Annotated in this window: 27 protein-coding genes and 1 tRNA gene; 13 read left to right on the top strand and 15 right to left on the bottom strand. The window is 72.7% G+C overall.

Annotated elements, in window-relative coordinates; translation table 11 throughout:
• Nucleotides 1–67: 67 nt before the first annotated feature.
• From acs to FB554_RS16895, 4 genes are all read left to right on the top strand, one after another.
• Nucleotides 68–2,050, top strand: a complete 1,983-nt coding sequence (gene acs / locus FB554_RS16910; protein ID WP_142007831.1) for an acetate--CoA ligase — start codon at nucleotides 68–70, stop codon at nucleotides 2,048–2,050.
• 248 nt (nucleotides 2,051–2,298) lie between these two features.
• The gene (nhaA, locus tag FB554_RS16905) at nucleotides 2,299–3,597 is read left to right on the top strand and encodes a Na+/H+ antiporter NhaA (protein WP_142007830.1); all 1,299 of its coding nucleotides are present in this window, start codon (nucleotides 2,299–2,301) and stop codon (nucleotides 3,595–3,597) included.
• Nucleotides 3,598–3,700: 103 nt separating this feature from the next.
• On the top strand, nucleotides 3,701–4,102 hold the full coding sequence (locus tag FB554_RS16900; RefSeq protein WP_142007829.1) for a phage holin family protein: 402 nt from the start codon (nucleotides 3,701–3,703) through the stop codon (nucleotides 4,100–4,102).
• Between the two features lie 85 nt (nucleotides 4,103–4,187).
• Nucleotides 4,188–5,111, top strand: a complete 924-nt coding sequence (locus FB554_RS16895) for an alpha/beta fold hydrolase (protein ID WP_142007828.1) — start codon at nucleotides 4,188–4,190, stop codon at nucleotides 5,109–5,111.
• Nucleotides 5,112–5,203: 92 nt separating this feature from the next.
• On the opposite strand, the gene FB554_RS16885 is transcribed toward FB554_RS16895, so the two are convergent.
• A complete protein-coding gene (locus FB554_RS16885; RefSeq protein ID WP_142007827.1) occupies nucleotides 5,204–5,881 on the bottom strand; it encodes an NUDIX hydrolase in 678 nt (225 codons plus the stop codon).
• Entirely contained in the window at nucleotides 5,878–6,675 is a 798-nt protein-coding gene (nth, locus tag FB554_RS16880) for an endonuclease III (RefSeq protein WP_142007826.1), read from the bottom strand. Before nth ends, FB554_RS16885 begins: the two co-directional genes overlap by 4 nt.
• A 77-nt stretch (nucleotides 6,676–6,752) precedes the next feature.
• Here nth and FB554_RS16875 point away from each other — a divergent pair, with 77 nt between their 5' ends.
• The gene (locus FB554_RS16875; protein WP_142007867.1) at nucleotides 6,753–7,430 is read left to right on the top strand and encodes a Crp/Fnr family transcriptional regulator; all 678 of its coding nucleotides are present in this window, start codon (nucleotides 6,753–6,755) and stop codon (nucleotides 7,428–7,430) included.
• Nucleotides 7,431–7,593: 163 nt separating this feature from the next.
• Here the strand turns inward: FB554_RS16875 and FB554_RS16870 are convergent, their stop codons facing one another.
• The gene (locus FB554_RS16870; RefSeq protein WP_142007825.1) at nucleotides 7,594–8,382 is read right to left on the bottom strand and encodes an MBL fold metallo-hydrolase; all 789 of its coding nucleotides are present in this window, start codon (nucleotides 8,380–8,382) and stop codon (nucleotides 7,594–7,596) included.
• Between the two features lie 109 nt (nucleotides 8,383–8,491).
• Here FB554_RS16870 and FB554_RS16865 point away from each other — a divergent pair, with 109 nt between their 5' ends.
• Nucleotides 8,492–9,316, top strand: coding sequence for a lysozyme (locus FB554_RS16865; RefSeq protein WP_142007824.1), 825 nt, complete (start codon nucleotides 8,492–8,494; stop codon nucleotides 9,314–9,316).
• Nucleotides 9,317–9,361: 45 nt separating this feature from the next.
• Here the strand turns inward: FB554_RS16865 and FB554_RS16860 are convergent, their stop codons facing one another.
• The 4 genes from FB554_RS16860 to FB554_RS16845 are packed head-to-tail and all read right to left on the bottom strand — an operon-like array spanning nucleotide 9,362 to nucleotide 12,221.
• Nucleotides 9,362–10,273 carry an NUDIX hydrolase gene (locus FB554_RS16860; protein WP_142007823.1) on the bottom strand — a complete coding sequence of 304 codons (912 nt, stop codon included), beginning with the start codon at nucleotides 10,271–10,273 and terminating at the stop codon, nucleotides 9,362–9,364.
• Between the two features lie 5 nt (nucleotides 10,274–10,278).
• Entirely contained in the window at nucleotides 10,279–10,743 is a 465-nt protein-coding gene (locus tag FB554_RS16855) for a RidA family protein (protein WP_142007822.1), read from the bottom strand.
• Between the two features lie 3 nt (nucleotides 10,744–10,746).
• Nucleotides 10,747–10,905 carry a Sp36 family protein gene (locus FB554_RS16850; RefSeq protein ID WP_142007821.1) on the bottom strand — a complete coding sequence of 53 codons (159 nt, stop codon included), beginning with the start codon at nucleotides 10,903–10,905 and terminating at the stop codon, nucleotides 10,747–10,749.
• A gap of 29 nt (nucleotides 10,906–10,934) precedes the next feature.
• Nucleotides 10,935–12,221: an NAD(P)/FAD-dependent oxidoreductase gene (locus tag FB554_RS16845; protein WP_142007820.1), complete on the bottom strand. Its 1,287-nt coding sequence runs from the start codon at nucleotides 12,219–12,221 to the stop codon at nucleotides 10,935–10,937.
• Between the two features lie 117 nt (nucleotides 12,222–12,338).
• On the opposite strand from FB554_RS16845, the gene FB554_RS16840 reads away from it, so the two are divergent.
• From FB554_RS16840 to bagB, 3 genes are read left to right on the top strand one after another with little or no spacing between them, the layout of a single operon-like run.
• On the top strand, nucleotides 12,339–13,112 hold the full coding sequence (locus FB554_RS16840; protein WP_170206958.1) for an alpha/beta hydrolase family protein: 774 nt from the start codon (nucleotides 12,339–12,341) through the stop codon (nucleotides 13,110–13,112).
• On the top strand, nucleotides 13,109–14,092 hold the full coding sequence (bagA, locus tag FB554_RS16835; RefSeq protein WP_268885463.1) for an ATPase BagA: 984 nt from the start codon (nucleotides 13,109–13,111) through the stop codon (nucleotides 14,090–14,092). The genes FB554_RS16840 and bagA overlap by 4 nt, the downstream gene beginning before the upstream one ends.
• Nucleotides 14,089–15,261, top strand: coding sequence for an ArsA family ATPase (gene bagB / locus FB554_RS16830; RefSeq protein WP_142007818.1), 1,173 nt, complete (start codon nucleotides 14,089–14,091; stop codon nucleotides 15,259–15,261). The genes bagA and bagB overlap by 4 nt, the downstream gene beginning before the upstream one ends.
• An 81-nt stretch (nucleotides 15,262–15,342) precedes the next feature.
• Here bagB and FB554_RS16825 read toward each other — a convergent pair whose 3' ends face one another.
• Nucleotides 15,343–15,651, bottom strand: coding sequence for a WhiB family transcriptional regulator (locus tag FB554_RS16825; protein ID WP_211344702.1), 309 nt, complete (start codon nucleotides 15,649–15,651; stop codon nucleotides 15,343–15,345).
• Nucleotides 15,652–15,882: 231 nt separating this feature from the next.
• On the opposite strand from FB554_RS16825, the gene FB554_RS16820 reads away from it, so the two are divergent.
• Nucleotides 15,883–18,468 (top strand): penicillin-binding protein, encoded by a 2,586-nt coding sequence (locus FB554_RS16820; RefSeq protein ID WP_142007817.1) that lies wholly within the window; start codon nucleotides 15,883–15,885, stop codon nucleotides 18,466–18,468.
• A gap of 62 nt (nucleotides 18,469–18,530) precedes the next feature.
• On the opposite strand, the gene FB554_RS16815 is transcribed toward FB554_RS16820, so the two are convergent.
• Nucleotides 18,531–18,986, bottom strand: a complete 456-nt coding sequence (locus FB554_RS16815; RefSeq protein WP_142007816.1) for a GatB/YqeY domain-containing protein — start codon at nucleotides 18,984–18,986, stop codon at nucleotides 18,531–18,533.
• 55 nt (nucleotides 18,987–19,041) lie between these two features.
• Between FB554_RS16815 and FB554_RS16810 the strand changes: the two genes are divergently transcribed.
• Nucleotides 19,042–19,971 (top strand): metallophosphoesterase, encoded by a 930-nt coding sequence (locus tag FB554_RS16810; protein WP_142007815.1) that lies wholly within the window; start codon nucleotides 19,042–19,044, stop codon nucleotides 19,969–19,971.
• A 95-nt stretch (nucleotides 19,972–20,066) separates the two neighbouring features.
• Nucleotides 20,067–20,140 (top strand) — tRNA-Pro (locus tag FB554_RS16805).
• 349 nt (nucleotides 20,141–20,489) lie between these two features.
• Here FB554_RS16805 and FB554_RS16800 read toward each other — a convergent pair.
• From FB554_RS16800 to FB554_RS16775, 6 genes are all read right to left on the bottom strand, one after another.
• Entirely contained in the window at nucleotides 20,490–20,702 is a 213-nt protein-coding gene (locus FB554_RS16800; protein WP_142007814.1) for a hypothetical protein, read from the bottom strand.
• Between the two features lie 83 nt (nucleotides 20,703–20,785).
• Complete coding sequence (locus tag FB554_RS16795) at nucleotides 20,786–21,118, bottom strand: hypothetical protein (RefSeq protein ID WP_142007813.1); 333 nt, start codon at nucleotides 21,116–21,118, stop codon at nucleotides 20,786–20,788.
• A gap of 191 nt (nucleotides 21,119–21,309) precedes the next feature.
• Nucleotides 21,310–22,092 carry an amino acid ABC transporter ATP-binding protein gene (locus FB554_RS16790; RefSeq protein ID WP_142007812.1) on the bottom strand — a complete coding sequence of 261 codons (783 nt, stop codon included), beginning with the start codon at nucleotides 22,090–22,092 and terminating at the stop codon, nucleotides 21,310–21,312.
• Nucleotides 22,089–23,546 (bottom strand): ABC transporter substrate-binding protein/permease, encoded by a 1,458-nt coding sequence (locus tag FB554_RS17890; protein ID WP_142007811.1) that lies wholly within the window; start codon nucleotides 23,544–23,546, stop codon nucleotides 22,089–22,091. Before FB554_RS17890 ends, FB554_RS16790 begins: the two co-directional genes overlap by 4 nt.
• A 20-nt stretch (nucleotides 23,547–23,566) precedes the next feature.
• Nucleotides 23,567–24,454 carry a CopD family protein gene (locus FB554_RS16780; protein ID WP_142007810.1) on the bottom strand — a complete coding sequence of 296 codons (888 nt, stop codon included), beginning with the start codon at nucleotides 24,452–24,454 and terminating at the stop codon, nucleotides 23,567–23,569.
• A complete protein-coding gene (locus FB554_RS16775) occupies nucleotides 24,451–25,290 on the bottom strand; it encodes a hypothetical protein (RefSeq protein ID WP_142007809.1) in 840 nt (279 codons plus the stop codon). The genes FB554_RS16780 and FB554_RS16775 overlap by 4 nt, the downstream gene beginning before the upstream one ends.
• A gap of 109 nt (nucleotides 25,291–25,399) precedes the next feature.
• On the opposite strand from FB554_RS16775, the gene FB554_RS16770 reads away from it, so the two are divergent.
• On the top strand, nucleotides 25,400–26,272 hold the full coding sequence (locus FB554_RS16770) for a DUF4397 domain-containing protein (RefSeq protein ID WP_170206957.1): 873 nt from the start codon (nucleotides 25,400–25,402) through the stop codon (nucleotides 26,270–26,272).
• The last annotated feature ends 3 nt before the right edge of the window (nucleotides 26,273–26,275 follow it).

The following is a 26,275-nucleotide window of genomic DNA, read 5'->3' as shown; positions in this document are numbered from 1 at the left end:
TTGCCGCGCGCCCGTTCGCGCGGTTGGCTTGACCAGCAGGAGCCCCTGAGACGACGAGGAGGTCGTGGTGACGGACGAGAGCACCGCCCAGGAGACGTACGCCCCGGACCCGAAGTTCGCAGAGCAGGCCAACGGCACGCAGGAGATGTACGCCGCGGCGGAGGCCGACCCGGAGGAGTTCTGGGCGCAGCAGGCCCGTGACCGGATCGCCTGGAGCACGGACTTCGACCAGACGCTCGACTGGAGCAACGCGCCGTTCGCGAAGTGGTTCGTCGGCGGCGAGCTCAACGTCGCGCACAACTGCGTCGACCGGCACGTCGAGGCCGGCAACGGCGACCGGGTCGCGATCCACTTCGAGGGCGACCAGGGCGACACCCGCACGATCACGTACGCCGACCTCCAGAAGGAGGTCAGCAAGACCGCCAACGCGCTCGCCTCCCTGGGCGTCGCCAAGGGCGACCGGGTCGCGATCTACATGCCGATGATCCCCGAGACGATCTTCACGATGCTGGCCTGCGCCCGGCTGGGCGCGCCGCACTCGGTGATCTTCGGCGGGTTCGCGGCCGACGCGCTGCGCACCCGCATCAACGACGCCGACGCCAAGGTCGTCGTCACCACCGACGGCCAGTGGCGCCGCGGCAAGCCGGCGCCGCTGAAGGCGACCGTCGACGCCGCGCTCGCGCCCAAGGACGGCGAGGCCGACAGCCCGGTCGAGACGGTGCTGGTCGTCAACCGCACCGGCTCCGACGTCGAGTGGGTCGAGGGCCGTGACCAGTGGTGGAGCGACCTGGTCGACTCCCAGAGCGAGGAGCACACGGCCGAGCCGATGGACTCCGAGCACCCGCTGTTCATCCTCTACACCTCCGGCACCACCGGGAAGCCGAAGGGCATCTTCCACACCAGCGGCGGCTACCTCACCCAGTGCGCCTACACCAACTCGGTCGTGCACGACGTGCACCCCGACACCGACGTCTACTGGTGCACCGCCGACGTCGGCTGGGTCACCGGCCACAGCTACATGGTCTACGGCCCGCTCGCCAACGGCGCGACGCAGGTGGTCTACGAGGGCACGCCCGACACCCCGCACCAGGGCCGCTGGTGGGAGATCGTGCAGAAGTACAAGGTGTCGGTCCTCTACACCGCGCCCACCGCGATCCGCACGTTCATGAAGTGGGGCGACGACATCCCCGCGAAGTACGACCTGTCGTCGCTGCGCGTGCTCGGCAGCGTGGGCGAGCCGATCAACCCCGAGGCCTGGCGGTGGTACCGCGAGCACATCGGCGGCGGCACCGCCCCGATCGTCGACACCTGGTGGCAGACCGAGACCGGCGCCATCATGATCAGCCCGCTGCCCGGGGTCACCGAGCTCGAGCCGGGCTCGGCGCAGAAGCCGATCCCCGGCATCAGCGCCGAGATCCTCGACGACGAGGGCCAGCCGCTCACCGACCCCGAGGCGGTCGGCTACCTCGTGCTCACCAAGCCGTGGCCGGCGATGCTGCGCGGCATCTGGGGCGACGAGGAGCGCTACAAGGAGACCTACTGGAGCCGGTTCGGCGACAAGTACTACTTCGCCGGCGACGGCGCGAAGTACGACGACAAGGGCAACATCTGGCTGCTCGGCCGGGTCGACGACGTGATGAACGTCTCCGGCCACCGGCTCTCCACGGCCGAGATCGAGTCGGCCCTGGTGTCGCACCCGAAGGTCGCCGAGGCGGCGGTCGTGGGTGCGGCCGACGAGACCACCGGCCAGGCGGTCTGCGCGTTCGTCATCCTGCGCGAGGACGCCAAGAAGGAGGCCGACGAGAAGGGCGAGGGCGACGACCTCGTCCAGGAGCTGCGCAACCACGTCGGTCAGGAGATCGGCCCGATCGCCAAGCCGCGCCAGGTGATGATCGTGCCCGAGCTGCCCAAGACCCGCTCCGGCAAGATCATGCGTCGCCTGCTCAAGGACGTCGCCGAGAACCGTGAGGTCGGTGACGTCACCACCCTCGCCGACGACTCGGTGATGAACCTGATCAAGGACGGCATGACCGCTGACTCCAAGGACTGATCCGACGTACGACCGGGGCCGGGTGACCGACAGCGGTCACCCGGCCCTCGTCGTGCCCGGCGGCGCCCGCCGCGTCCCGTCCTCGGGGCGGCCCGGGGCTTCCGGCTCCCGGACGCCGTCAAGGACGCGTCAAGAACGTCGGTAGGCTGGGACCCGGTGAGCCGGGAAGTCTGGTCGGCCACCCCGGCCGACCGGTCCTGGCGGCACGGGGTGAAAACACCCCGTCGACTCCCCCAGGAGGCCCGTTCGTGTCCAACCTCCTTCCCTCCAAGCCCCGCCTGTTCAGCCGGGGCGAGTGGCCCGAGGCCAAGCGCGTCGCCGATGTGCTGCGCGCCGAGACCGTCGGTGGCGCGCTGCTGCTGCTGGCCGCCGTCGCCGCCCTGGTGTGGGCCAACTCGCCGTGGCGTGACGGCTACACCGGCCTGCGCGACCTGAAGGTCGGGCCGGCCTCGCTCGGCCTCGAGATGAGCCTGGCCCACTGGGCCTCCGACGGCCTGCTCGCGATCTTCTTCTTCGTGGTCGGTCTGGAGCTCAAGCACGAGTTCGTCGTCGGCGACCTGCGCGACCGCGCGAAGGCCGCCGTGCCGATCGTCGCCGCCGTCTGCGGCGTCGCCATGCCCGCCCTGATCTACGTGCTGGTCAACAGCATCGGCGACGGCAACCTCACCGGCTGGGCGATCCCGAGCGCCACCGACATCGCGTTCGCGCTGGCCGTGCTCGCCGTGCTCGGGCAGTACCTCCCGTCGGCGCTGCGCTCGTTCCTGCTGACCCTGGCGGTCGTCGACGACCTGATCGCCATCACGATCATCGCGATCTTCTTCACCAGCGACCTGAACCTGGTCTACCTCGGCCTGGGCGTGCTGCCGATGATCGTCTTCTGGCTGCTCGTGCGCCGCGGGGTCCGCTCGCCGTGGCTGCTGATCCCGATCGGCATCATCACCTGGGTGCTGGTCTACAAGTCCGGCGTGCACGCCACCATCGCCGGCGTCGTGCTCGGCCTGCTCGTGCCGGTGCGGCCGCTCGCCGAGGGCGAGCCGTCGCTGTGCACCCGTTTCGAGCACCGCGTGCGGCCGCTGTCGGCCGGCCTGTGCGTGCCGGTCTTCGCGTTCTTCGCCGCCGGCGTGACCGTCGTCGGCGGCGGCCTGGCCGCGGCGTTCCGCGACCCGATCACCCTCGGCATCGTCGCCGGTCTGGTGCTCGGCAAGGTCATCGGCGTGCTCGGCGCGACGTTCTTCATGTCCAAGTTCACCCGGGCCGAGCTGGACGACGACCTCGCCTGGGCCGACGTGGTCGGGCTCAGCCTGCTGGCCGGGATCGGCTTCACCGTGTCGCTGCTGATCGGCGAGCTCGCGTTCGGCGCCGGCTCCGACGCCGACGAGCACGTGAAGATCGGTGTGCTCACCGGTTCGCTGCTGTCGGCGCTGCTCGCAGCGCTCGTGCTGCGTACGCGCAACAAGGTGTATCGCCGCATCCAGGAGTCCGAGACACTCGACACCGATGCCGACGGGATCCCCGACGTCTACCAGAAGGCACCCGGCGGCGCGTGAGGCCGAGCCAACCTGTCGGTAGGGTGGCTGGTCAGGTGGCCCGCACGGGCCAGCCGGGACGCACCGTCCCGGTCACATGAAGGCTTTGTCACAGGAGGACGCGATGGCAGACCGCACCAACGGCTCCGAACGTACGCTCGGCCAGCTGGTCGCTGACGCCACGACCGACATGTCGGGCATCGTGCGCGGCGAGATCGACCTGGTCAAGGTCGAGATGAAGGCCGAGGCGCAGAAGGCCGGCAAGGGCGGCGCCATGCTGGCCGCGGCCGGCGTGGTCGCGCTCTACATGCTCGGCTTCCTGCTCACGGCCGGGGCCTGGGGGCTGTACGCCGCGGGCCTGTCGCGCTGGCTGAGCTTCCTGATCGTGGCGCTGGTGCTGGGGGTCGTCGCGCTGGTCCTGGCGCTGGTCGGTCGCAGCCAGCTGAAGAAGATGCAGGGCGGGCCGAAGAAGACCATCGCCAACGCGCAGAAGACCGTGCAGGCGATCAAGCCCTCCAAGGGCTGACGTCACGCCTGACGTGCGGGGCGGACCGGTGGCGACCGGGACCGCCCCGCACGCATGCCGAGGCCGAGAACGTGCGGGGGTGAGCATGGCTGATGACGTGTCGAGCGTCCTGATCGACGGTCCGTGGACCCACCGGATGCTCGCGGCCAACGGCGCCCGTTTCCACGTGGTCGAGGCCGGCCGCGACTCCGAGGGCCCGCTGGTGCTGCTGCTGCACGGCTTCCCGGAGTTCTGGTGGGCCTGGCGCCACCAGATCCCCGCCCTCGCCGACGCCGGTTACCGGGTCGTCGCGATGGACCTGCGCGGCTACGGCGCGTCCGACAAGCCGCCGCAGGGCTACGACACCTTCACCCTCGCGGCCGACGCCGCCGCGGTCGTGCGCTGCCTCGGTGTGCGCAGCGCCGTGGTGGCCGGGCACGGCTGGGGCGGCTGGATCGCCTGGGCGATGGCGACCATGCAGCCCGACGTGACCCAGGGCGTCGCGGCGTTCGGGATGCCGCACCCGCTGGTGCTGCGCCAGGCCTCCCGCACCGACCCGCGACAGATCCGCGCCAACGGTTATCTGTGGTCGATGCAGACGCCGTTCCTGCCCGAGCGGGCGATGAGCTCGGGGCCGCGATACACCCGCAAGCTCATGCGCGCCTGGTCCGGCGACGACGCCTGGCCCGACGCCGCGCTGGTGGAGCGCTACGCCGGGGCGCTGACCCTGCCGTTCGTCGCGCACTCGGCGGCGGAGTACTACCGCTGGGTGGTGCGCTCGGTGCTGCGCAGCGACGGACGCCGGATGGTCAACCGGCTCTCCCAGCCGGTGCCGGTGCCGGCGCTGCTGGTGCACGGCTCCGCCGACGGGTGCGTGCTCACCGAGTCGACGCGCGGCTCGCAGGCGTACTGCCGTGGCGGTTACCGCGAGGAGCGGCTCCCCGGCGTGGGCCACTTCGTGCCCGAGCAGGCGCCGGACGAGGCGACCCGGATCCTGCTCGACTGGCTCCCCGGGGTCGCGCAGCGCTGACCCGCGGACGGGCGCCCCAGGTGCGCCGGGTGCGCCGGGTGCGCCGGGTGCGCCGGGTGCGCCGGGTGCGCCGGGTGCGCAAGCGCGCGGTCTCAGCGCACCAGGAAGCGGGCAGGCACGGGACGTTCGTCGCTCGTGTCCCACGGCCGGGTCAGCCCGGCGAGGTCGAGGAACTCCGCGATCAGGATCGCGGTGAACCCCCAGACGTAGAGACCCTGCACCTCGAAGGCCGGCGCCGCGAACGCCCGCGCGGGGTGCACCGCCATGAACCGGTTGGCCGGGTCGGTGAGCTCCTCGACCGGCACCACCACGACGCGCGCGACCTCGGCCGGGTCGACGACACCCACCGGCATCGGCTCCCGCCACCAGCCCAGCACCGGGGTGACCGAGAAGCCGGTGACGCTGAGCGGCAGCTGCGGCAGCATGCCGACCACGTCGATCCCGCTGCGCAGCGCCCCGATCTCCTCCTCGGCCTCGCGCAGGGCGGCGTCGACCGGCCCGTCGTCGGTCGGGTCGACGCGCCCGCCGGGGAAGGACACCTGGCCCGGGTGCGAGCGCAGCGTGTGCGCCCGCTCGGTGAGCACCAGGGTGGCGCCGCCGGAGTCACCGATGCGCTCCACGCCCTCGGGCGCCGGCCCGAACAGCATGAGCACCGCCGACTCGCGACCGCCCGGCAGGTGGGCGGTGCGCTGCACCAGCTCCATGTCGTCGTGGGAGGTGTCGGCGACCAGCTGGAGCCAGGCGGGCACCGGCGGACCGGTGCGGCTCATCCCCGCGCCTCGGGGCCGGCCGGGTCGCCGCCGGGGGTCGCGGCGCCCGCCGCCTCGGTGCCGGGGAACGGGGCGGCGCCGGGCGCCTTCTCGAACTTGAGCAGCTTCTCGGCGAGCGCCGGGTCGGTCTCGCCGATGCCGTACGACGGGCACCAGCGGGCGATCGGGCAGGCGCCGCACGCCGGGCGCTTGGCATGGCAGATGCGCCGCCCGTGGAAGATCACCACGTGGCTGAGCATCGTCCAGTCCTTGCGCGGGAACAGCTCGCCGACGGCGTGCTCGACCTCGACCGGGTCGGTGAGCTCGGTCCACCCGAAGCGGCGCACCAGCCGGCCGAAGTGGGTGTCGACGGTGATGCCCGGCACGCCGAAGGCGTTGCCCAGCACGACGTTCGCGGTCTTGCGGCCCACGCCGGGCAGCGTGACGAGGTCCTTCAGCCGGCCCGGCACCTCGCCGTCGAACCGCTCGACCAGCGCGGCGCCCAGGTTGATCACCGAGTTGGTCTTCGCGCGGTAGAACCCGGTGGGCCGCAGCAGCTCCTCCATCTCGGTGCGGTCGGCCCCCGCGAGCGCCGCGGCGTCGGGGAAGCGCCGGAACAGCTCGGGCGTGACCTTGTTGACGCCCACGTCGGTGGTCTGCGCCGACAGGATCGTCGCGACGAGCAGCTGCAGCGGCGTCTCGAAGTCCAGCTCGGCGCGGGCATAGGGATAGGTCTCCTGCAGCACGCGGTAGGTCTTGCGCGCGCGACGCTTCAGACCGACCGGCGTCTCGTGGGAGATGTCCAGGGGCTTCACGCCCCCGACGATAGGCCGCGGCACCGACGGGCGATGCGCCACCGACCGGCCCGAGGCAGCGTGGCAGGATGTGTGACGTGGATCTCGACGTGCTGCGCAACTCCCCCTTGTTCTCCTCGCTCGACGACGCCGACGTCGAGGCGTTGCTCGCCTCGACCACGCGCGCCCGGGCCGCGCGCGGCGAAGAGCTGTTCCGCGAGGGCGAACCCGGTGACCGGCTGTTCGTCATCACCGACGGCAAGATCAAGCTCGGCCGCACCTCCAGCGACGGCCGCGAGAGCCTGCTGGCGATCCTCGGCCCCGGCGAGATGTTCGGCGAGCTGTCGCTGTTCGACCCCGGCGCCCGCACCGCCACCGCCACCGCGGTCGCCGACTCCGAGCTGGTCGGCCTCGGCCACGACGACCTGACCGCCTTCCTCAAGCAGCGTCCCGAGGTCGCGGTCACCATGCTCAGCGCCCTGGCCCGCCGGCTGCGCCGCACCAACGAGGCCCTCGGCGACCTGATCTTCACCGACGTCCCCGGCCGCGTCGCCAAGGCCCTGCTCGACCTGGCCGCCCGCTTCGGCCGGCAGAGCGACGAGGGCGTCCTCGTCGCCCACGACCTCACCCAGGAGGAGCTCGCCCAGCTGGTCGGCGCCTCCCGCGAGACGGTCAACAAGGCGCTCGCCGACTTCGCCGGCCGCGGCTGGCTCAAGCTCGAGGCGCGCGCGGTCCTGCTCCTGGACGTCGACCGCCTCCAGCGCCGCGCGCGGTAGTTCCTTCTGGGTTCGGCTCCGAACCGTGAGCCGCTGATCTGAAGAACGGCGGCACAGATACCACGACGGCGGCACAGATCTTTTCTGTGCCGCCGTCGTACTTTCTGGGCCGCCGTCGTCCGGCGGGCGGTCGGCTCTCCCCCCAGCCGGCCGGGATCCTGGCTCAGGGCGTCGCGCGCAGGTACGCCAGCTGGGCCTTGACGGTCTGGCGCGCCGCGGGCCACACGTCGCGCGGGACGTCGGCATACACCCGCTGTACGACCGCCTCGACCACCGCGTCCTCGTCACCTGCGTCCGCAGCACCGTCGTCGAGCGCGGCCTGCACCTGGCGCAGCCGCTCCAGCCGGTGGTCGCGGTAGTAGGCCAGCAGGGCCGCCGGGTCGTCGACGACCGGGCCGTGACCGGGTGCGATCACCGCCACCCCGAGCCCGGCCATCCGGTCCAAGGAGTCCAGGTAGGCCCCGACGTCGCCGTCGGGGTGGGTGACCACGGACGTACCCCTCCCCAGGACCATGTCGCCGGTCAGCAGCACGTCGTCGTCGGGCAGGTGGAACGACACCGAGTCGCTGGTGTGGCCCGGGGTGGCGAGCACGGTGAGGCGCACTCCCCCGACCTCGAGCTGCTCCCCGTCGCGCAGCGGCTCCCCGCGACCGGCGCCGCGCACCGGCGCGCCGGTGATCGCGGCCCAGCGCTGCGCCGCCTCGGTGTGGTCGGCGTGGTGGTGGGTCAGCAGCGTGAGCGCCACGCGCGCCCCGAGACCGGCGGCGTGGTCGAGCACCGCCTGCAGGTGGGCCTCGTCGAGCGGGCCGGGGTCGACCACGACCACCTCGTCGCTGCGCGCGTCGCCGAGCACCCACGTGTTGGTGCCGTCGAGGGTCATCGGGCCGGGGTTGGGCGCCAGCAGCGCCGTGACCCGAGGGCCCGCGTCGCCGCGCCAGGGGGGCGTCACCATGCCGTCACGGTATCCGCCCGATCGACCGCCGCGGTTTGCCCACTCTTGACCTGCCCTTCCGTAGCGTCCGACCTGCCCCCCTCTCCCCCTCCGCCCCGAGGTCTCCACGATGAACCCCCTCCGCCACGCCCGTCTCCTGCTCGCCTCGGCCTGCGCCGCCCTCGTCGGCGTCGCACTGGCCGCCCCGCCCGCCGACGCCGCCACCCCGCCCCAGCCGACGCCGGGCGCCCGCTCGGCCGGCATCGTCAAACCCGGTGAGGCCTACATGGGATGGAACACCCCGAGCCCGCGCGCCACGCCCCAGCCGCAGGCCACCGGCGGCGTGCCCGGCATCGACGTGTCCGGCTGGCAGGGCAACGTCGACTGGCAGGGCCAGTGGAACCTCGGCAAGCGCTTCGCCTACGTCAAGGCGACCGAGGGCACCGGCTTCCGGAACAGCTACTTCGCCCAGCAGTACACCGGCTCCTACGACGTCGGCATGATCCGCGGCTCCTACCACTTCGCGCTGCCGGACCGCTCGACCGGCGCCGCGCAGGCGGAGTTCTTCGCACGCAACGGCGGCGGCTGGTCGCGCGACGGCAAGACCCTGCCCGGCGTGCTCGACATCGAGTACAACCCCTACGGCGCGTCGTGCTACGGCCTCAGCCAGACCGCGATGGTCAGCTGGATCAGCAGCTTCACCACCCGCTACAAGCAGCTCACCGGCCGCGACGCGGTGATCTACACGACCACCGACTGGTGGAAGACCTGCACGGGCAGCACGACCCGGTTCGGCGCGACCAACCCGCTGTGGATCGCGCGCTACGCCAGCACCCCCGGCGAGCTGCCCGCCGGCTGGGGCTACTACACGTTCTGGCAGTACAGCGACACGCCCATCGACCAGGACACGTTCAACGGCGACCTCGCCCGGCTCCGGGTGCTGGCCACGGGCTGAGCCCGCCCGGTCGGCCACCCCGCCCCCGGCGTACGCCGGTCTCGCCTAGTCCTGGCCGCTCGGCAGGTCCTCGCTCGGCAGGTCCTCGCTCGGCAGGTGCGCGCGCAGCACCACCCGGTCCTGCTCGCGCACCGGCTCGGGCATCACCCGCACGACCGGGGGTCGCTCGGCGACGAACCCCGCGGCCGAGCGGGCCCGGGCGACGCGCTCGACGTTGACGACGGTGGGCGGCATCATCCGCTGCTCGCCCGCGGCGACCTCGTCGAGCAGCGCGTCGGGGTCGACCCAGACCGACAGGTCGGCCTCGGTGGTGGCGTCGTCGGGGATCTGGCCGACGGGCAGCAACGCCGCGAAGAAGTAGGTGTCGTAACGCTTGGGCTCGAACGGCGGCGTGACCCAGTGGTCGCGCAGCGTGAGCAGGTCGGAGCGCAGCACCAGGCCGCGGCGGGAGAGCAGCTGGGCGAAGGACTGCTCGCGCGACAGCAGCGCGGCGCGCTCCTGGCCCCACGCGTCGCCGGAGACGTCGCCGACCACGGAGCCGTCGTCGGGGCCGGCGAGCAGCACCCCGCACTCCTCGAACACCTCGCGCACGGCGGCGATGACGAGCTCGCGCGCGGTGGCCTCGTCGACGCCGATGCGCTCGGCCCACTCGGCCGGCGACGGACCGGCCCACGGCACGTCGGTGGCGGCGTCGCGCTGGTCGACGCCGCCGCCGGGGAAGACCCACATCGACGGGGCGAACTCCATCGTGGGGACCCGGCGAATCATGAACACCTGCACCGCGTTCCGCGGGTCGGGTGCGGTCGGGGCGTCGCGCACGAGCAGCACCGTGGCGGCCAGCCTGGGCCGCGGCACGTCGGACTCGGCGACGCGCCCCTCGAGCATGGCGAGCGCGTGCTCGCCGAGCCGGCGCCCGACCCGGAAGTCGCGCGGGCGGGTCACCGGCTCAGGGGCCATCGGGGTCAGTCCTCGACGGCGACGACGATCTCGACCTCGACCGGGACGTTCTTCGGCAGCACGGCCACGCCGACCGCCGAGCGGGCGTGCGCGCCCTTGTCGCCGAAGGCCTTGCCGAGCAGGTCGCTGGCGCCGTTGATGACGCCGGGCTGCCCGTCGAACGCCGGGTCGGAGGCGACGAAGCCGAGCACCTTCACGACCTGGGTCACCTTGTCGAGGTCACCGACGACGTCCTTGACCGCGGCGAGCGCGTTGAGCACGCACGTCTGGGCGCAGGCCTGCGCCTCCTCGGCCGACACCTCGGCGCCGACCTTGCCGACGGCCTGCAGCTCGCCGCCCACCGCCGGGATCTGGCCGGAGGTGTAGACGAGGTTGCCGTGCCGCAGCGCGGGGACGTACGACCCCGCGGGCGCGGCCACGTCGGGCACCGACAGCCCCAGGGCGGCCAGGTTGTCTTCGACGGTCGACATCGATCAGCTCTCCTTCGGTCGCTTCAGGTAGGCGACCAGGCCGTTGCCGTCGGGACCTGGCACGACCTGCACCAGCTCCCAGCCGTCCTCGCCCCACTGGTCGAGGATCTGCTTGGTCGCGTGAATCATGAGGGGGACGGTGGCGTACTCCCAGGAAGTCATGGCCACCACGGTATTGCGTCCGGACCCGGTCAGCGGGTCGGGTCGAAGGGCGCCAGCTCCGGCGGCACCTCGCCGGTCGCCATCGCCTGCGCGAGCAGCTGGCCCGACAGCGGGCCGAGGGTGATGCCCCACATGCCGTGGCCGCCGTTGACGTAGACCCGGGGCACCTTGGTGGCGCCGATGAACGGCAGCCCGTCGACGGTGACCGGGCGCGAGCCGACCCAGACGTCCTCGCGGTCGTCCCAGTCGACGCCGCTGAGCAGCGGGCGGGCCGACTTCACGATCGCGTCGACCCGCTCGATGTTCAGCGGGGCGTCGGTGTCCTCGAACGCCATCGTGCCGCCGACGCGCAGCCGGTCGCCGTAGGGCGTGCAGGCGACGCGCTCGTAGGGGAAGTAGACCGGGCTCGGCACCGGGCGGTTCGCCGGGTCGGTGACCGCGACCGAGAAGGAGTATCCGCGGCCGGCGCGCATCGGCACCCGCACGCCGCACGCCTTGGCCAGGTCGGGCAGCCACGCCCCGGTCGCGAGCACGACCGCGTCGCCGCTGATCGGCTCGCCGCTGAACATCTCGAGCGTGACGCCCTCGTGGCCGTGCCGCAGCGCCCGCACGTTGGAGCCGATGACCAGCCGGCCGCCGCGGTCGCGCACCGCGTCGCCGAGCGCGGCGACATAGGCGCCGGGGTCGATGAACCGCTGGCCGCCGATGCGGATCGCCCGCTCGACCTGGTCGCTGACGATCGGCAGCTCGGCCCGCAGCTCGGCGTTGCCGACCTCGCGGGTGTCGAGGTCGAGACCGGCCTCGTGGATGAGCTCGACCTCGTGCTCCAGGCCCTTGGCGTCGGCGGCGCGCAGGAACGCCGCCATGATCGGCGCCTCGTGCGAGATCGCCTTGACCCCGCCGGCCTCCAGGACGTCGTACGCCGCGAGCGAGCGACGGTTGATCGGCACGTACTTGCGCATGGTCGCCATCCACTGACCCGGCGTGCAGCGGCGGGCGAACCCGACGAGGAAGCGCGCGAGCTGCGGGTCGGGCGTGAGCGGCAGGTAGAGCGGGGAGTCGGGGTCGAGGACGGCCTTGAGGCCGTACTTCAGCACCGACGGGTCCGACAGCGGCACGGCGAGCCCGGGCGAGATCCAGCCGGCGTTGCCCCACGAGGAGCCCGCGGCGATGCCGCTGCGCTCGACGACGGTCACGTCCATGTCGTGCTCCTGGAGGAACCAGGCGGTCGACAGTCCGACCATCCCGCCACCGACGACGACGACGTGCGGGCGACCCGACCCCGAGACCGGGCGGACGCGTTCCAGCTGACTCATGCAGACCCTCCTGATCCGGACCTCGTTGTCCGGGAAAACGTGTGCTTCTCGCACCGTCCCACAGCGCTTCTCGCACCGTGCCACGGGGAGGGGCTACGCGCGAGTACGGTCGTGCTCGTGACCTCCGCGCTCACCCGGCTCGCCACGGCGACGACCCCGGTCGACCGCACGACGGCATACGGCTCCCACCCCGACCAGGTCTACGACGTGCGCGCCCCGAGCGGGCCTGCCCGCGGCGTGACCGCGCTCGTCGTGCACGGCGGGTTCTGGCGCCCGGCGTACGACCGTGCGCACGCGACCGGTCAGTCGGAAGCCTTGGCCACCAACGGTTTTCACGTCGCGACGATCGAATACCGTCGGGCCGCCGAGGGCGGCTGGCCGGACCTGCGCGACGACGTCACGGCGGCCGCGGCGGCCGTCGTCGCCGACGAGGGGCTGCCCGACCCGGTGGTGCTGGTCGGCCACTCCGCGGGCGGTCACCTCGTGCTGTGGCTGCAGCACCACCCCGCCGTACGCCCGGCGCTGGCCGGCACGGTCGCGCTCGCTCCGTGCGCCGACCTGCACCTGGTGCACCGCCTCGGGCTCGACGGCGACGCCGCGCTCGCGCTGCTGGGCGTCCCGCCCGAGGACGACCCGCAGGCGTGGGACGCCGCCGACCCCGCGCGGCTGGGCGCGCCCCCTCGCCCGGTGCGCATCCTGCACGGCGAGGCCGACGACCGGGTGCCGCTGGAGGTCTCGACCAGCTATCTCGAGGAGGTCGGCGGCGACACCGCGCTCGGCATGCTGCCCGGCGTCGACCACTTCGCCCTGATCGACCCGACCAGTGCGGCCTTCACCCGAGTTGGTGAAGTGCTGGACGCGGTGAGCCCCCGGTTAGGGTTTTCCTCGTGAGTCCCACCGCCAGCGCCGCTCCGCGGCTGCACGTCATCAGCGGCAAGGGCGGCACCGGCAAGACCACCGTCGCGGCGGCGATGGCCATGGCCCTCGCGGGCGAGGGTCAGCGGGTGCTGCTGTGCGAGGTCGAGGGCCGCCAGGGCATCAGCCAGGCGTTCGACGTTCCCCGCCTCGGCGAGGAAGAGACCAAGGTCGCCCGCGGTCTTGGCGGCGGCGAGGTCGTCGGGCTGAGCGTCGACGCCAAGGCCGCCCTCATGGAGTACCTCCAGCTCTTCTACAAGCTCGGCCGGGCCGGCGGGCTGCTCGAGCGCTTCGGCGTCGTCGACTTCGCCACCACGATCGCGCCCGGCGTGCGCGACGTGCTGCTCATCGGCAAGGTCTACGAGGCCGTCGGCCGCACCCCGGGCAAGAAGCGCGGCGACACCTACGACGCGGTCGTGCTCGACGCGCCGCCCACGGGGCGCATCGGCCGCTTCCTCAACGTCAACCACGAGGTCGCCGACCTGGCCAAGGTCGGACCCGTGCGCCAGCAGGCCGACTCGATCACCGAGCTGCTGCGCTCGCCGCAGACCGTGGTGCACCTGGTCACCCTGCTCGAGGAGATGCCGGTGCAGGAGACCCTCGAGGCCGTCGAGCAGATCGGCGACCTCGGCATGCGGGTCGGCAGCATCGTCGTCAACCAGGTGCGCGAGAGCCCGCTGTCCGACGCGGCCCTGGCCCAGCTGGACGACCTCGACCCGGCTCCGCTGGAGGCCCACCTCGGCGAGGCCGGGCTGCGGGTCGGCCCGGTGCTGGTCGACGGCCTCGTGCAGGCCGGCCGCGACCTCGGCGCGCGGGTCGCCCTCGAGACCGAGGAGCGAGGGGCGCTGTCCGCGGTGGGGCTGCCGACGTACGACCTGCCGCTGCTGCCGCAGGGCCTCGATGCCGGCGGCCTGCGCGAGCTCGCGACCGCCCTTCACGACCAGGGAGCCGTATGACCGGCGAACCGCCCGTGCTCGACGTCGACGCCATCATCGCCGACCCCACCGTGCGCACCGTCGTGTGCTGCGGGGCGGGCGGCGTCGGCAAGACGACGACCGCCGCCTCGATCGCGGTGCGCGCCGCCGAGGCGGGGCGCCGCGTCGCGGTGCTGACCATCGACCCGGCGCGCCGGCTGGCGCAGGCGCTCGGCCTGGAGGAGATGGGCAACGAGCCCGTCGCGGTGCCGACGATCGACACCTCCGGCAGCGGCTCGCTCGACGCGATGATGCTCGACATGAAGCGCACCTTCGACGAGGTCGTGGTGACGCACGCGGCCCCCGACAAGGTCGAGCAGATCCTCGCCAACCCCTTCTACCAAGCGGTCTCCAGCTCGTTCGCCGGCACGCAGGAGTACATGGCGATGGAGCGGCTGGGACAGCTGATCGGCGAGGAGGTCGACGGCCGCCCGCGCTGGGACCTCATCGTCGTCGACACCCCGCCGTCGCGCTCGGCGCTGGACTTCCTCGACGCGCCGAAGCGCCTCGGGTCCTTCCTCGACGGTCGCTTCATCCGGCTGCTGCTCGCGCCGGCGCGGGTCGGCGGCAAGGCCTACGTCAAGGTCGTGTCGGTCGGGATGGGCGCGGTCACCTCGGCGATGAGCAAGATCCTCGGCGCGCAGTTCCTGCAGGACATGCAGACGTTCGTGGCTGCGCTGGACACCATGTTCGGCGGCTTCCGCGAGCGGGCCGAGCAGACGTACGCCCTGCTCAAGGCGCCCGGCACGGCGTTCGTCGTCGTGGCAACGCCCGAGCGCGACGCGCTGCGCGAGGCGTCCTACTTCATCGACCGGCTCGCCGAGGAGGACATGCCGCTCGCGGGCCTGGTGGCCAACCGGGTGCAGATGACCTACGTCCCGTCGCTGAGCGGGGCGCGGGCGCTGGCGGCGGCCGAGCAGCTGGAGGCCGAGCCGGCCGAGCCGCAGCAGCCGTGGACCCGCGCCGACTCGGCGGGGCTGCTGCGGGTGCACGCCGACCTCGACGAGCAGGGCACCCGGCACGCCGCCGCCATCGGACGGTTCGTCGCGGCCCACCCCGACATCGCGCTGGTGCAGGTGCCCGCCGGGGCGCACGACGTCAACGACGTGCAGGAGCTGCGCGAGATCGGCGACTACCTCGCCGGCCAGTGAGCACGGTCTGACGCGAGCACGGCAACGAGAAACGACCTGGCCGCCCCGAGGGGCGGCCAGGTCGTTTCTCTTGCTCTCGGCTCAGGCCTGCTGAGCCATCTCGTCGGCGCGGGCGGCCTTGAACAGCGACGCCCACGAACGGACCTCCGGCCGGCGACGCAGCAGGGCCCGCCGCTCACGCTCGGTCATCCCTCCCCAGACGCCGTACTCGGTGCGGTTGTCGAGAGCGTCGGCAAGACACTCGGCGACGACGGGACAGCGCTGGCAGATGACCTTCGCAGACTGCTGCGCGGCCCCCTTGGCGAACAGCTCGTCGGGGCACCCTGTGCGGCAGACCGCGCGTGCGGCCCAGTTGGTGTCCCAGATGACGGCCTCGGACGTGACTGTCATGTGATGGCCTCCGTTGACCTCCTGCCCCGCACGGGTTACGGGGCGACGCCAACCCCCTTGGCGTCCCCGTGACCCTACGAAGGGAGGGGGCGGCGTCGCCAGGCCTCTCCGGGACTAATTGTTTCTAGTCCTTCAGGACTATGTCACCGCGATGTCGCCCGCGGCACCGGGCGTACGCTCGCCGCCCGCGGCTGCGCGGCCGGCACAGGTTCGGCGGTTACGCTGGCGAGCATGCCCTCTGCGAACCGTGCTACACGTGTGGCCAACGTGCTCAGCCTGCTGGGTGCGTTCGTCGCGACAGCGGTGGTCCTCGGACTCCTCGGCGCCGGTCTGGTGCTGCCGGCCGTCGGCGCGTCCGGCCAGGCCGCCAAGCAGAGCGTGGCGCTCTTCGAGGGCCTGCCCGGTGAGCTGGAGGTCAACCCGCTCAACCAGCAGTCCCGCATCCTCGCCACCGACGGCTCGGTCATCGCGACGCCGTACGACGAGAACCGCATCGTGGTGCCGCTGAGCAAGATCGCGCCGATCATGCAGAAGGCGCAGGTCGCGATCGAGGACAAGCGCTTCTACGAGCACGGCGGCGTCGACCCGCAGGGCCTCGCCCGCGCGCTCGTCTCCAACACGGTGAGCGGCAGCACCCAGGGCGCCTCGACGCTCACCCAGCAGTACGTCAAGGTCGTGCTGCAGGACGCCGCGCTCAAGCGGGGCGACAAGGAGGCCGCGGCGTCCGCGGTCTCCCGCTCCGGCACCGAGGGATATCTGCGCAAGCTGCAGCAGCTGAAGTACTCGGTCTCGCTCGAGCAGAAGATGACCAAGAACCAGATTCTCGAGGGCTACCTCAACACGGTCTACATGGGCGACCAGCAGTACGGCGTCGAGGCCGCCGCGCAGCACTACTACGGCATCCCCGCCTCGAAGCTGAACCTGCAGCAGGCCGCGATGCTCGCCGGTGTCGTGCAGCGCCCGGGCGCCACCGACCCGGTCAACAACCCGGAGGCCGCGAAGTCGCGCCGCAACACGGTGATCCAGCGGATGCTCGAGCAGAAGATGGTCACGCCCGAGGAGGCGGCCAGCGCCAAGGCCTCGCCGCTGGGCCTCAACGTCACCCGCTCCGACCAGTCGTGCGCGAGCTCGAAGTACGCCTACTTCTGCTACTACGTGCAGGACTGGCTGATGCAGCAGCCCTCGCTCGGGAAGACCCCGAAGGAGCGGCTGCAGCGGCTGCGCAGCGGCGGCCTGACGATCCAGACCTCGCTGGACCCCAAGAAGATGGCGATCATCGACAAGCAGATCAAGGCCAAGGTGCCGGTCGGCAACGAGGCCGACGTGCAGGCCTCGGCGATCATGGTCCAGCCGGGCACCGGCCTGGTGCAGGCCATGGGCCAGAACACGACGTACAGCAACGTCGGCGGCCCGGGCAAGACGTCGGTGAACTACGCCGCCCCCTCCGGCGCGGCGTCGGCCGGCTTCCCCGTCGGCTCCTCGATCAAGATGTTCGCGATCGTCGAGGCGCTGAAGCAGGGCCGCCCGATCGACTCGACCGTCGACGTCCCGCGGATGACGGGCCAGACCAAGGGTGGATCGCCCGCCGCGGTGTTCACCAACGACCTGTTCAACGACGACTGCGGTCTCGGTCGCACCGAGAAGTGGACCGTCGGCAACGAGGCTCAGGCCCCGCCCGGCCCGATGAAGCTCTACGACGCCACCGGGCAGTCGATCAACACCGCGTTCGCCGAGCTCGTCGGTGAGCTGGGCGCGTGCAACGTGCGCAAGACGATGACCTCGATGGGGCTGACCCAGCCCGACGGCGACCCGATCCGCCCCTCGCCCTCCAACATCGTGCTCGGCAGTGACAGCAGCACCCCGCTGGACCTGGCCAACGCCTACGCCACGGTCGCCGCCGGCGGGAAGTACTGCGAGCCGCGCCCGGTGGTCTCGATCAAGGAGGCCAACGGCAAGACGCTGCCGATCTCGACCGCCGAGTGCAAGCAGGTCATCTCGCCCGACGTCGCCGCCGGCACCGCGCAGATCCTCACCGCGTCGCTGCAGCACGAGAAGGGCAGCGCCAAGAACGCCAAGCTGGCCAACGGACGAGCCGCGATCGGCAAGACCGGAACGGTCAACAACGCCATCGCGACCTGGTTCGTCGGGTCCACCCCGCAGCTGACCACGGCCGTGTTCGTCGGCCGCGCCAACGACCAGAAGCCGCTGCGCGACCTGCGCCTGGGCGACAAGTTCTACAGCGGCTTCATCTACGGCGGAACCCTCGCGGCGCCGATGTGGAAGTCGATCATGGACCAGGCGCTGAAGGGCGTGCCGAAGGTCGCGTTCGACAAGCCGCCGTCGTCGATGAGCAACGGCGAGCAGGTCACGGTGCCCTCGGTCGTCGGGATGACCGCCGAGGAGGCGCGGGCCAAGCTGTCCGACGCCGGCCTGGTGCCCTCCGGCCCGACGACCGGCACGATCACCGGCACCTCGCCCGGGTCGGGCAGCCAGGTCGCGAAGGGTTCGACGGTGCGCCTGCAGACCGGCTCCTCGCCGGTGCGCGACACCACGCCCGCGCAGCCCGAGCCGCCGCGCGCGGCGGTCGTGGCGGCCAAGCCGAGCCCGCGGCCCAGCCCGAAGCCGAGCGCGAGCAAGAGCACGTCCAGCCCGAGCCCGAAGCCGAGCACCAGCTCGAAGCCGGCGCCGGCGCCGAGCACGGCGCCCCGGCCCAGCCCGAGCGCGACGGCCGAGCCCGAGCCGGGCAAGGGCAAGGGGAAGGACAAGCCCAAGCCGGGCAAGCCGCGCCTGTCCGCCGGCCCGGAGGACTTCGGCTAGGCCGGCCCCAGGCGTACGCCGGGCTCGCCCTGGGCCGGCCCGGCCGGTCGGTGAGGGGCGGGTCAGCCCGCGAGGGCGCGCTTGACGGCGGCGGCCACCCGGCCGCCCTCGGCCTGACCGGCGACCTTGGGCTGCACGACCTTCATGACCTGCCCCATCTGGGCCATGCCGGTGGCGCCGGTCTCCCGGACGGCCTCGGCGACGATGGCGTCGATCTGGGCGTCGTCGAGCTGCTTGGGGAGGTAGTCCTCCAGCACCGCCAGCTCGGAGCGCTCGGTGGCGGCGAGCTCGTCGCGGCCGGCGCCGTCGTACGCCTCGGCCGCCTCGCGGCGCTTCTTGGCCTCCTTGCCGATCACCTTGAGCACGTCGTCGTCGCTCAGCTCGCGGGCCTCGCTGCCGGCGACCTCGGCGTTGCCGATCGCCGAGAGGGTCATCCGCAGGGTGTTGGTGCGCAGCGTGTCGCGCGCACGGATCGCGTCGGTCAGGTCGCTGCGCAGCCGGGCCTTCAGGTCGCTCATGGCGGACATCCTCCCACCCGGGCCGGGCGCAGGCGTACCTGAAAAGATCGGCCCCATGCCTGTCCTGCGCAACACCGCGCTCGCCACCGTCGGCGCCGGCGCCGGGGCGCTCGCGTGGGCGTCGCTGGTCGAGCGTCATTGGTACGCCCTGCGCCGCACGACGCTGCCGGTGCTGGCCCCCGGGTCGCGCTCGATCCGGGTGCTGCACCTCTCGGACCTGCACCTGGTGCCGCGGCAGGAGCGACGCATCCAGTGGGTGCGCGACCTCGCGGCGCTCGAGCCCGACCTGGTCGTCAACACCGGCGACAACTGCTCCGACCTGGCGGCGGTGCCGGCCGTGCTGCGCGCGCTGGAGCCGCTGCTGGAGCGCCCGGGGGTGTTCGTGCTGGGCAGCAACGACTACTACGGGCCGAAGCCGAAGAACCCGCTGAAGTACCTCACGGTCGGCCACCCGAAGGGCCGCGACCTGGGCGCCCCCGAGCTGCCGACGGCCGAGCTGGTCGCGGGGCTCTCCCAAGGGTGGACCGACCTGGACAACGTGCGCACCCGGATGTCGGTCGGCGGGGTCGAGCTGGAGCTGGTCGGCGTCGACGACCCGCACATCGGCCTGGACCGCTACGCCGACGTCACCGCCCCGGCCGCCACCGACGTGGCGCTGACGATGGGAGTGCTGCACGCGCCGTACACCCACGTGCTGGACCCGATGGCCGCCGACGGTGCGGGGCTGATCCTCGCCGGGCACACGCACGGCGGCCAGGTCGACGTGCCGTTCTACGGCGCGCTGGCCACCAACTGCGACCTGGACACCCGGCGCGCCAAGGGCGTCTCGCGGTGGTGGCCGGGCGCGAACGGCATCGCGTCGCGGCACGCGCCCGCCGCCGCCGCGTGGCTCAACGTGTCGGCCGGACTGGGCCACAGCAAGTACGCCCCGGTGCGCTTCGCCTGCCGCCCCGAGGCCTCGCTGCTGACCCTCGTGCCGCGCTGACACCCCCCTCGCCGCGGCCGCGGGGAACCCGATTTCGCGGGCGCCGGAGCGGCCGGTATCGTTTCCTCTCGCGTCGGTCGCTCGCAGACCGACCACGGGGTGTGGCGCAGCTTGGTAGCGCGCTTCGTTCGGGACGAAGAGGTCGCAGGTTCAAATCCTGTCACCCCGACATCAGCCGGGCCCGGTGGATCGACGGAGTCGAGACACCGGGCCCGGCTTCGTCGTGGACGGGATGCTGGGAGGAGACGCCGGGCCGAGGGCGGAGGGGCGGCTGCGCCGACGTACGCCCTCGCTGGCTGGATCGGTGACCTGCATCGGTGAGGAAACGTGCGGCAGGGCGCACGGTTCGTCACCGATCCGAGTCACCGATGCAGCCCGGGCGGCGTGGCCTCAACCCTGCGACGCCAGCGCCGCGTCGACGTTCCTGACACAGACGTACGGAACTGACAGAACCGGCTGCTGCAGCAGGGGTTCGTGTCAACAACGCACGGGTGTGTCAGCAACGTCGGGGTCGCACCTCACGCGCTCTCGCGACGCAGCTGCAGGTACTTCCAGCCGTGCCAGACGACCTCGACGAGGCTCACGACGACCAGGATCACCATGACCCAGAACAGCAGCTGCGAGTCACGGGAGACGAGGGCTGCGCCGAGCGCGATCAGACCGATGACGGCACTGACGCCGACCTGCATGAGGGAGTAGCGCTTCTGCTGGTCTGCGGTTGACGTGTCCATGCGCCCTTCTACCACGACAGCCGAACGCGCGAGACCCACCGCGCGCGGGGCGGGCGGTGGGTCTCGGCGGCCGGGTCAGGACGTCACGGCGCCGACGTCTTGAAGGCGTCGGAGCTGCACTGGCCGGCGTAGCCGGTGAGCTTGCTGACGTCGTCGTTGTCCGCGCGGGCGTTCTCGCCCTTGGCGATCTTGTCGAGGGTGTCGCCGGAGACGTTGTCGTAGGCCTTGTCGGTGACGCACTTGGCGATGCTGTCGATCTGCGCCTGCGGGATCTGCCCGCCACCGTTGGACTCCAGCAGCTTGGCGTAACCCGCCTGCACCTCCTCCTTCGACGGCTTGCCGCCGCCACAGGCCGTGAGGCCGAGGGGCAGGGTGAGCAGGAGGGCGGTGGCGCCCATGCGGCGTGCGAGGTTCATCGGGATCCCTTCGGAGCTGGTGACGGTGCGACCCCGGCACAGGACCGGTCGCGCTGGTCACTCCGACGCAGCATGCGGATGCCGCGTTCCCCCTGCCGGAATCGCGAGCGAGCCTAGCCCGTACGCCATCGCCGGGCTCGGCCCGGCACCTCACCGCAGCCGCACCCCGCCGCAGCCGCATCGCCGCAGCCTCAGATCGGGTCGAGGATCCGCCGCAGGAACTCCCGGGTGCGCGGGTTGCGGGGGTCGGCGATGACCTCCGACGGCGGCCCCTCCTCCACGACCAGACCGCCGTCGATGAACAGCACGTGGTCGGCGACCTGCTGGGCGAAGCGCACCTCGTGGGTGACGATCACCATCGACCACCCCTCGGTCGCGAGGTCACGGATCACCCGCAGCACCTCGCCCACCAGCTCGGGGTCGAGCGCCGAGGTCGGCTCGTCGAACAGCACCACCCGCGGCTGCAGCGCGAGCGCCCGGGCGATGCCCACCCGCTGCTGCTGACCGCCGGACAGCTGGAAGGGGAACTTGTCGGCGTGCGCCGCGAGCCCGACCTTGTCGAGCAGCTCGCGACCGGCGGCGTCGGCCGCGGCCGGGTCGATCCCCTGCACGACGATCGGCCCCTCGGTGACGTTCTGCACCGCGGTCTTGTGCGGGAACAGGTGGTGGGCCTGGAAGACGAAGCCGCTCTGCGCCCCCAGCCGCGCCAGCGCCGCCCGCTGCTCCCGCGGGAGGCGGCCCCGCTTGTTGGGGGTGACCTCGGCGAAATCGACTCTCGCGTCAGCGATCTCGACGACGCCGGAGTCGGGCAGCTCGAGCCCGTTGAGCGAACGCAGGAGCGTGGTCTTGCCCGAGCCGGACGGCCCCAGGATGGCCGTCACGCTGCCCTCGGCCACCTCGAACGAGATGTCCTTGATGACCTCGTGGTCGCCGAAGCTCTTGCGCAGGTGCTGCGCGCTGACGATCGGGCTCATGCGACGAACCTGCTCACTCGCGACTCCACGCGGGACTGGAGGAAGGTCAGCGCCACGCAGGCGAGCCAGTAGTAGAGGGCGGCGAGGCCGTACAGCGTGGCGAAGCGGAAGGTGGGCGCCGCGGCGACCTGCGCCTGACGGAACAGCTCGACGACCAGGATCGGCGCGGCGAGCGAGGTGTCCTTGAGCAGCCCGATGAGCGTGTTCGACAGCGGCGGCACCGCCGTGCGCGCCGCCTGCGGCACGACGATCCGGCGCAGGGCGGTGGAATGGTTCATGCCGATCGTCTGCGCGGCCTCCCACTGCCCGCGCGGGACCGCCTGGATCGCGCCGCGGATCGTCTCGGCGGCGTAGCCGGCGACGTACAGGCTCAGGCCGATCGCCGCCGCGACGAACGGCCGCAGCTCGATGCCGAACTGCGGGAGGCCGTAGTAGATCAGGAACAGCAGCACCAGCACCGGGATGCCGCGCATCAGCGAGATGAACAGCCGGGCCGGCGCCGAGGCGAGCCGGTTGGTCGACATGCGTGCCATCGCGACGCCCATCGCCAGCACCAGGCCCACGACGAACGCGACGGCCGTGAGCGGGATCGTCACGAGCAGCGTCGCGCGCAGCATGGGCCACGCGTTGTCCTTGATCAGCTGCCAGTCGCTCGGGGTCGTGCTCTCGGGGGTGAAGTACTTGTCGTAGAGCCGCTGCTGGGTGCCGTCCGCGCGCAGCGCCGCGATGCCCTGGTCGAGCTGCGGGAGATATCCGGAGTTCTTGCGCGCGGCCAGCACCGACTGCGACCGGTCGTTGGTCTCGGCGACGATCTTCACGCCCGGATTCGTCTGGCTCGCAAGGAAGTTGCGCACCGCGAGCTTGTCGTTGACCACCACGTCGACGCTGCCCTGGCGCAGGTTCTGGATCGCGAGGTCCATGCTGTCGACGCCGACCACCTGCGCGCCGTTGCTGCGCGCGACGTCCGCCCAGTTGCTCGTGAGGTTCTCGCCGGCGCGCTTGCCGCGGATGTCGCCCAGGCCCTTGATCGTCGTGTTGTCGTCGGCGACCACCACGACGCCCGTGCTCTCGACGTACGGCTGGCTCAGGTCGTACAGCGCCGCTCGCTCGGGGTTGCGGGTCACCTGGTTGGCCACCACGTCGATGCGGCCGGCGCTGAGCGCGGCGAACATGCCGTCCCACGGCACCTGGACGAACTGCACCTGCACGCCGAGCTTGTTGCCGAGGGCGCGCATGTACTCGACGTCGAACCCGGTGAGGCCGTCGGGGCCGGCGTAGCTGAAGGGTGGGTAGACGCCCTCGGTGCCGACCCGCAGCACCTGCGGCAGCGCGCCGGGTGCGGCCGCCGGCTCGCCCTGCGCGGCGGACGCCGGCACCGCGAGCCCGAGCAGCGACGCGGCCGCGACCAGCAGGGCGGCGAGCGCCGACACGGCACGCGCACTGATCGTTCGCATTGGAGGAGGTTATCCGGCGGCTAGGTCGGCGCGACGTGCACCAGGGCCGCCGTGGCCGCGAGCACACCGAGCCCGAGCGCGAGCTCGGCACCGATCGCCACCGCGAACGCCTGCACGCTCTCCGGCGGGGCGCTGTCGTCGATCTCGGCGAGCTTGCGCCGGCCCACCTGCTCGGCGTAGCGCCGGCCCCGGTCGCCGAGCAGCAGCATGAGCACGACGACGAGCACCTTGAGGCCGAGCGCGACGCCGTAGTCGGTGCGCAGCAGCGGGCGCACCCCGCCGGCGATCGCGAGCGCGTGCAGGGTGCCGCTGACGAACAGGGTCGCGACGCTCGCGATCGCGACCAGGGAGAAGCGCGGCAGCACCGAGTGCAGCGGCTTCAGGTCGGTGCTCGGGACCAGCACCGACGCCAGCGTCACCAGCCCGCCCAGCCAGGCCGCCGTCGCGACGAGGTGGCCGGTGGTCGCCACGACCTTCACGATCTCCCAGGGACCGCCGACCGCGTTGGACGCGAGGACGTACGTCTGCACCAGCGCCAGCTGCCACAGCGAGATCGGGACGCGCCAGGAGCGGGCCGAGCGCACCACGTCGCTGCCGAACGCCCCGGCCAGCGCGACCAGCCCGATCCGCGCCAGCGCGCACGCGCCCTCGCGCCCGCCGAAGCTGCCCCAGGCCAGCCCGTGCGCGAGCAGCGGCACGGCCAGCGAGGCGGTGACGGTGAGCACGGCGCCGGCCACGAGCAGCCGGCTGAACGTGCGCACCGTGCGGCCCTCCGGCCACAGCCACGTCATGAAGAAGCTGGTGCCCACCAGCAGCACGAGCCCGAGGTAGCTCGCGACCCGGGCCGTCCCGAGCAGCACGGTCTGCAGGCCGGGCTCCGCCTCGGCGAGCGTCACCAGCGCGATCACGGGGCACCGGGGTCGGGCAGGTCGACCTGGGCGACGAACGTCGCGTCGCGGGCGGGCACCGGACCGGCCGTCCACGCGGCGCCGCGCCGCGCACCGCAGGTCTGCTCCCGCTGCGGCAGGGCCGGGCAGACCAGGTTGCGCACCCCGGAGCCGAAGACGTCGAGCACGACCGGTCCGGACGTCGCCGACGGCGCGACGATCGGTGCCACCGCGAGCAGCACCCGTCCGACGGGGGCGGGGTTGCTGCGCACCGCGGTCGAGCCGAGCCGGTAGCGCAGGGTCAGCTCGTCGGTGGCCGGAAGTCGTACGACGACGGGGGCTTCGGCCGGACCCTCCGCCGGCGCGACGACGGGGGTGGCCCCGGCCTGGATCTGCAGGTCGCGCACCTGCGGGCGCACGCCGGCGAGCGCGGGCGCCGGGCTGGCGCGCAGCTCGAGCCGCACGCTGGTCACGGGTGCGGCGAAGCGCACCCGCTCGACCACCTCGAGGTCACCGCTGGACGTCGGGCTGGCGCGCAGGACCGTACCGGTGCGGGTCAGCCCGACCCCGGCGGTCCGGGCGCCGGCCGGGCTGGCGGAGGAGGACGGAGCGGACGAGCCCGACGACGGCTGCGGCGCCGACCGGCTGCCGGCGACCGTCGGCACCGGACTCTCGACGGCCGGGTCGGGGGCCGCAGGGGGCGGGGTCGATGCGGCGAACGGCCCTGCCGTCGTTGCAGATTCGGTCGCAGCAACGCCCTCGGCCGCCGACCCGGAGCGCACGGCCGCCACGGCGGCGACGAAGCACAGCAGGGCCACGACGAGGCCGACCCACCGCCGCAGCACCGCCTCGTCCATGCCCCTCGTCCTCCAGATTTCAAGCAAACGCTGCGAACAGTGAACAGTGTTCTTGTAGCGTGCGCCACAGTTCCGGCCGATGTCGCCGGCACCAGGAGAGGCAACGACCATGCGCACACTCCCCCGCTCGTCGGCGCTGGCCGCCGCGGCCGTCACGCTCGCCCTCGGCGGCTCGCTCGCCGGCACCGCGCAGGCCGCCCCTGCGCCGGCTGCCACCGCGCCGGCGACCGTCTACCTCGTCCAGGGCGTCGCGGGCAGCACGATGACCCTGCGCGTCGACGGCCGCGTCGTGAGCGCCTCGGCGGCCGCGAAGTCGGTGGTCGGCCCGCTGCGCCTCACCCCCGGCAAGCACACGGTCGTCGCCGACGCGCCCGGCACCGCCTCCGACGTCACCGCCACGATCGACGTCGCCGCCGGCTCCAGCACCGACGCCGTCGTGCACCGCACGGCCGACGCGGGTGCGCGGCCAGCGCTGACGACGTACGTCAACGACCTGTCCCCCGTGCCCGCGGACAGCGCGCGGCTCACCGTCGCCCACACCGCGGCCGTCGGGCCCGCCGACATCCGGGTGCGCGACAAGGTGCTGTTCGCCAACGTCGCCAACGGCGAGGAGCTGTCGCTGACCGTCCCGGCCGCGACCTATCCGGTCGAGATCGTGCCGACGGCCACCTCCGGCCCCTCGGTGCTCGGCCCGGTCGACCTGCCGGTCAAGGCGGGCACCCTGACGCGGGTGTTCGCCATCGGCGTCGCCTCGGCCGGCACCATGGACGCCGTCGTGCACGAGCTGCCGCTGCGCGGCACGGGCGGCACCCCGCCGCGCCGGGTCGACGCCGGCTCGGCCGGGCTCTCGGCCACCGTCCCGACCTCGGCCCAGAGCCGGCGCGACGGCACGGGAGCCGCACCGCTCGCGCTGGGCGCCGGGCTGCTGCTGCTCGTGGGCGCGCGACGCGTGCGCACCGGCCGCAGCGCCGCGCACAGCTGAGCC

Origin of the sequence: Barrientosiimonas humi (assembly GCF_006716095.1) — a bacterium.
Taxonomy (GTDB): domain Bacteria; phylum Actinomycetota; class Actinomycetes; order Actinomycetales; family Dermatophilaceae; genus Barrientosiimonas; species Barrientosiimonas humi.
The sequence above is the reverse complement of the archived record's forward strand: the minus strand, read 5'-3'. Positions and strand labels throughout refer to the sequence as shown.